We start from the raw sequence: 5,048 nt of genomic DNA, 5'->3' as shown, positions 1-5,048 counted from the left end.
GGAGGACTGGATCTTTTCCGATTTCGCCTCGCGGTCGCCGATGGCCGCGACAAAGCCGTCATAGACCTCGCGCGACAACAGGTTCTTCAGCGTCTTGCGGTCGCCATCGGCATAGGCCATCACGATCATTTCATAGGCCATCTTGGCGCCATCGACGAAGGTCTTCGGGTCGAATGCCGGATCATTGTCCTTGATCGCGCGCAGGCCCTTGTTGAGATCGGTGTCAGGCTTGGCGAAGGCGTCGATCGCCGCATAGGCGTCGATTGCCGGCTCTCCCGGCGCTCGCTTGCGCGGCAGCGAGACCACATTCTCCGGCTTCTGGGTGTCGTCGCGCGTCCGGCCCGCCGTATAGGGATCGAAGGGCGGGCGCTCACTGCCGGTGCGGCGGCCGAGCACATTGCGCAGCTGGAAAAAGATCACAACCGCCGCAACCAGAAAGAAAATCGTGCCGAAGTCGAAGAATCCCATATCTTCCGCCAATCAATCCCTACTCCGGCCGGACCGCCCGGCCAGGCAATGGCTGCGGTCGCATAGCGTTCAACATCCAAAGCATATAGAACGCAAGGTGCAATCATTCAAATTAAAGGCAGGCATACCTATCTAAAAGAGCCAGTGCCAGCGGCGATTGCCCGCAGGCCGACAAAACATGGAAATGATCGGTCAAGATTTGCGCATTTCGCTGCTTCCCTTGTTCATCCTCGCGCTTCCGCTGCTGGAGATCGCTGGTTTCGTCGTTGTCGGCCGCCAGGTCGGCGCCCTGGCGACGGTCGGCCTGGTGCTGGCTTCGAGCATCGCCGGCGCGCTGTTGTTGCGATACCAGGGTTTCGGCGTCATGACCCGGGTCCGGGCCGAGATGGACGCCGGCCGTGATCCAAGCCGCCAGCTCGCGCATGGCGCCATGATCGTGCTGGCCGCGATCCTGCTCATCATTCCCGGCTTCATTACTGACATTTTCGGCATTCTGCTGTTCCTGCCGCCGGTTCGCGACCTTGCCTGGCGCCTGTTGAAAGGCCGCATCGTGCTGGCGACCAATTTCAGCACCGGCGGGTTCAGGACCCGGCAACGCGACAAGACCATCGACCTTGACGACAGCGACTATTCGCGCGGCGACGACTACAAGCGCGGCCCGGATCACAATTCTCCATGGCGCCGCCTCAAGGACGAGTAGCTCGCCTTGAGGACGAGTAGGGTCGGCAAACGCCTCTGGGACGAGTAGGTCGGCAAACCTTGTCTTGTCATGCCGGCCATGGTAGCGAACGCCCGATTTCAATCCGGTCAGCAACGCTGCCCCAGGCAAAAGGACAAAGGCTTATGGCCAGCAAAGACGACGCGCCGACCGGCGCGGCCAGTGGCAACGGCGACGCGACGCAGCCCTCGCTCAATGTGCTTGCGCAATATGTGAAGGACCTTTCCTTCGAAAGCCCCGGCGCGCCGAACTCGCTGCGCGGCCGCGACAAGGCCCCTGGCATCGCCATCAACGTCAATGTCAACGCCAACCCGCTTTCGGACAAGCAGTTCGACGTCAATCTGACGCTGAACGCCAAGGCGTCCTTCGACAAGGAAGTGCTGTTCAACGTCGAGCTGGTCTATGGCGGCGTTTTCGCCATCAGCGGCTTCCCGCAGGAGCACATGCTGCCGCTGCTGTTCATCGAATGCCCGCGGCTGCTGTTTCCGTTCGCCAGGCAGATTATCGCCGAGGCGACGCGCAATGGCGGCTTCCCGCCCTTGATGCTCGATCCGATCGATTTCGCGCAGATGTTCCAGCAGAAGCTGGCTGAGGACCAGGCCGCCGGCAAGGTCAAGGTGAGCTGAGGCTGATGTTGCGCAGCCTTTGAAGAACCCGGCCTCGCGCCGGGTTTTTTTGCTTTGAGACGAGCTCCTCGATCCTGACAGATCGGAAGCCGATCGTTCCAGCGGCCAATTTCAGTGGCGGGTCGCAGACCTTGGAGATTACCACGGAACGAAACAATCGACGTTCGCTGCCGATCGCCTTCCTACCCGTCAATCGCTATGCCGCGGAACTTGCTTCCGCGGCGACGCGCAGCCAGAGCGCGTTTTCGCCTAATGTGCCGACCATGCTCGCGTGCGCGCTACGCTCTGCGGCGGTCAGGCGAGAAGGCAGTGCAATCGGCCGCGCGCCGATGCTGATATTGATATCGTCGACATTTCTCCTGCCGCCGGCCGGCGCCGTGGCGCTGTCGAGGATGAGGGCTGCCTGCTTGCCGCCGATGAGCTCGATATAGACTTCGGCCAGCAATTCCGAATCGAGCAGCGCGCCGTGCTTGGTGCGACGGGCATTGTCGATGCCGTAGCGCCGGCACAGCGCGTCAAGCGAATTGGGTCCCATCGGATGCTTGCGGCGCGCCAGCGCCAGGGTGTCGACGACAAGTCCGGGGTCAACGAGCGGATGGCCAAGCCGGCCGAATTCGACATTGAGAAAAGCGATATCGAAAGTCGCATTGTGGGCGACCAGCTTGGCGCCGTCGATGAAGGCAAGAAACTCCTCGGCGATGTCGCTGAAGGTCGGCTTTCCCATGAGATCGGCGGCGCTGATGCCATGAACGGCCTGCGCCTCCGCATGAATCGGTCGTCCTTGCGGATTGATGTAATGGTGGAAGGTGCGGCCGGTCGGGAACCGATTGACCAGCTCGATGCAGCCAAGCTCGATGACGCGGTCATCGCGGAAATCGAGACCGGTGGTTTCCGTGTCGAAGATGATCTCGCGCATCGAATCATTCCGTTGGGTCCGGCGTTATTCCAGCCGAATCATTATGGGAACAAATTGGCAACATATTCCGCCGGATGCAAGCGCGTTAAGCAGGCTTGCCGGCCTTATCCCCCACCAGTTCGGCGACGATCGCATTGACCGCCGCGCGCGCCGCATCGAAGCCCTGTCCAGTGTCGATGATGAAATCGGCGCGCTTGCGCTTTTCGGCGTCGGGAACTTGCCTGGCCAGGATTGACACCAGCTTCTTTTCGCTCATGCCCGGCCGCGCCAGCACGCGGGCGCGCTGGATTTCGGCCGAGGCGGTGACGACCACGACCTTGTCGACGCGGTCGCGGCCACCGGTTTCGAACAGCAGCGGGATATCGAGAACGACAAGCGGCGCGCTGGCGGCACGGTTCCGAGCCAGGAAGGCGTCGGCGTCGGCGCGGACCAGCGGGTGGATGATCGCTTCCAGCCGTTTCAAGGCTGCGGCATCGCCGAGCACCCGCTCGGCCAGCTTCGTGCGATCGACCGACCCGGATTTTGTGGTTCCGGGAAAAGCCGCCTCCACCAGCGGAGCCGCCTTGCCGGCGTAGAGGCGATGCACAGCCTCGTCCGAATCGTGGACGGGCACGCCGGCTTCGGCAAACATCCTGGCCGTAGTCGACTTGCCCATGCCGATCGATCCGGTGAGGCCGAGCACGATCATGCCTTTCACTCCTAAGTCATTCCTTGAGCACCGAGATCGGCGACGATCATCTGCCGCAATTCGGCAGTGACCTCCGGCCTGATGCCGAACCAGCGCTCGAAGCCGGGCACCGCCTGGTGCAGCAGCATGCCGAGGCCGTCTACGGTCTTCAGGCCCCGCGCTTTGGCTGCGGCCAGCAATGGCGTTTCCAGCGGCACATAGACAATGTCGGTGACGATGGCATGGTCCGGCAGCCTGCGGGGATCGGCGGACAGGCCTTCATGGCCATGCATGCCGAGCGCTGACGTGTTGACCAGCAGGCCGGCATCGGCAAGCAGCTCGCCGGTCGCCTGCGTGCCATGGGCCGAGACGCCGGCGCCGAAGCGGTGGCGCAATTCCTCGGCTCGGGCGAGCGTTCGGTTGACGATGCGGATGTCACTGATGCCGCGTTCCATCAACGCATGGATGACCGCGCGGGCGGCGCCGCCGGCACCGAGCACCACGGCCGGGCTATTTGCGGCCCAGCCCGGCGCATGCTCGTCGAGATTGGCGGCAAAGCCATGGGCGTCGGTGTTGCCGCCGCACAGACTTCCGCCCTCGAACCACAGCGTGTTGACGGCACCGATCTGTTCGGCCGCATCATCGCGGTGCGTCGCCAGCGCGAAGGCGGCCTCCTTGTGCGGGATGGTGACGTTGCCGCCACGGTAGCCAGTCGCCTCGACCATTCTCACGAATTCGGCAAAAGCCTCCGGCGCGACGTCGATGGCCCGGTAGCTGCCGTCGATAGCGTATTTCGCCAGCCAATAGGAATGGATCTTCGGCGACCGGGAATGCGCGACCGGGTGGCCGGTGACGAATGCCTTTTTCGCAGCCTCAGCCATCGATGGCGCCGAGGTCACGCAGCTTGGCCAGAGCGGGCAGAAGCGGCAGGCCGACGATGGTGAAGTAGTCGCCTTCTATTCTTTCGAACAGCTGGATGCCTTCGCCTTCGATCTGGTAGGCGCCGACGCTGGACAGCGCCTTGGCGCCGACCCGCGCCAGATGGCGGCCGATGAAGGCCGGATCGAGCTTTCGCATGGTCAGGCTGGCAATGCCGACATGCCGCCACAGAACCGCACTGTTGCGGGCCAGCACCACGGCGCTGTTGAGCTGATGGGTCTTTCCCGACAGCGCCAAGAGATGGCGGCGCGCGCCTTCCATGTCGACTGGCTTGTGGAACAGCTCGTCGCCGAGCGACAGCGTCTGGTCGCAGCCAAGCACCAGGGCGCCGGGCTTTCGCTCGCTGACCTCTGTGGCTTTGGCCTCGGCAAGCACCAAGGCGACGTCTTCAGGCGAGATACCGCTGCCTTTTAGTGGCGCCTCAAGCGCGCGCTCGTCGACTTCCGCCGGAACCGCCTCGACCGGCACGCCGGCATGGACAAGCAGCGCTTTGCGGAACGGACTGCCCGAGGCAAGGATGATTTTTTCGGCCATTTTTACCGCCCGATTCCTGACGCTCACTAGCGGGTGTCGAGATTCAGGTCAGGCCGAGCCGAAAATGGTGGCTTCCGAGATCCGGAGCGGAGCGTACTTTTCGTACGTGAGCACCGGAAGCGCAGGAAGCAGCCGTTTGCAGGCCGGCATCACCTGAATATCACACGCCCTAGCGCGTCT

The 5,048-nt window shown here is 63.0% G+C and carries 7 protein-coding genes; 2 read left to right on the top strand and 5 right to left on the bottom strand.

The genetic code is table 11. From position 1 onward, the window contains the following. A partial coding sequence (locus EOA86_RS21655) for a Tim44/TimA family putative adaptor protein (protein WP_128343504.1) occupies positions 1 to 468 on the bottom strand: 468 nt, incomplete at its 3' end. Between the two features lie 199 nt (positions 469 to 667). Between EOA86_RS21655 and EOA86_RS21650 the strand changes: the two genes are divergently transcribed. Together EOA86_RS21650 and secB are read left to right on the top strand one after the other, a co-directional pair. After that, entirely contained in the window at positions 668 to 1,168 is a 501-nt protein-coding gene (locus tag EOA86_RS21650) for an FxsA family protein (RefSeq protein WP_128343506.1), read from the top strand. Positions 1,169 to 1,311: 143 nt separating this feature from the next. Then, positions 1,312 to 1,812, top strand: coding sequence for a protein-export chaperone SecB (gene secB, locus EOA86_RS21645; protein WP_029348040.1), 501 nt, complete (start codon positions 1,312 to 1,314; stop codon positions 1,810 to 1,812). Positions 1,813 to 2,008: 196 nt separating this feature from the next. Here secB and dnaQ read toward each other — a convergent pair whose 3' ends face one another. The 4 genes from dnaQ to EOA86_RS21625 form a co-directional block, all read right to left on the bottom strand. Further along, positions 2,009 to 2,728, bottom strand: a complete 720-nt coding sequence (gene dnaQ / locus EOA86_RS21640) for a DNA polymerase III subunit epsilon (protein ID WP_128343503.1) — start codon at positions 2,726 to 2,728, stop codon at positions 2,009 to 2,011. A gap of 85 nt (positions 2,729 to 2,813) precedes the next feature. Continuing rightward, a complete protein-coding gene (gene coaE, locus EOA86_RS21635; protein ID WP_128343502.1) occupies positions 2,814 to 3,416 on the bottom strand; it encodes a dephospho-CoA kinase in 603 nt (200 codons plus the stop codon). Between the two features lie 11 nt (positions 3,417 to 3,427). Further along, on the bottom strand, positions 3,428 to 4,276 hold the full coding sequence (locus EOA86_RS21630) for a shikimate dehydrogenase (protein WP_128343501.1): 849 nt from the start codon (positions 4,274 to 4,276) through the stop codon (positions 3,428 to 3,430). Next, on the bottom strand, positions 4,269 to 4,868 hold the full coding sequence (locus EOA86_RS21625; protein ID WP_128343499.1) for a Maf-like protein: 600 nt from the start codon (positions 4,866 to 4,868) through the stop codon (positions 4,269 to 4,271). The genes EOA86_RS21630 and EOA86_RS21625 overlap by 8 nt, the downstream gene beginning before the upstream one ends. Positions 4,869 to 5,048: the final 180 nt, after the last annotated feature.

The organism is Mesorhizobium sp. M5C.F.Ca.IN.020.32.2.1 (assembly GCF_004023105.1).
Taxonomy (GTDB): Bacteria; Pseudomonadota; Alphaproteobacteria; order Rhizobiales; family Rhizobiaceae; genus Mesorhizobium; species Mesorhizobium wenxiniae.
The sequence above is the reverse complement of the archived record's forward strand: the minus strand, read 5'-3'. Positions and strand labels throughout refer to the sequence as shown.

Bases quoted from the DNA above. Each gene is read 5' to 3' on its own strand.
- secB (WP_029348040.1), top strand. From the start codon at position 1,312: ATGGCCAGCAAAGACGACGCGCCGACCGGCGCGGCCAGTGGCAACGGC.
- dnaQ (WP_128343503.1), bottom strand. From the start codon at position 2,728: ATGCGCGAGATCATCTTCGACACGGAAACCACCGGTCTCGATTTCCGC.
- coaE (WP_128343502.1), bottom strand. From the start codon at position 3,416: ATGATCGTGCTCGGCCTCACCGGATCGATCGGCATGGGCAAGTCGACT.
- EOA86_RS21630 (WP_128343501.1), bottom strand. From the start codon at position 4,276: ATGGCTGAGGCTGCGAAAAAGGCATTCGTCACCGGCCACCCGGTCGCG.
- EOA86_RS21625 (WP_128343499.1), bottom strand. From the start codon at position 4,868: ATGGCCGAAAAAATCATCCTTGCCTCGGGCAGTCCGTTCCGCAAAGCG.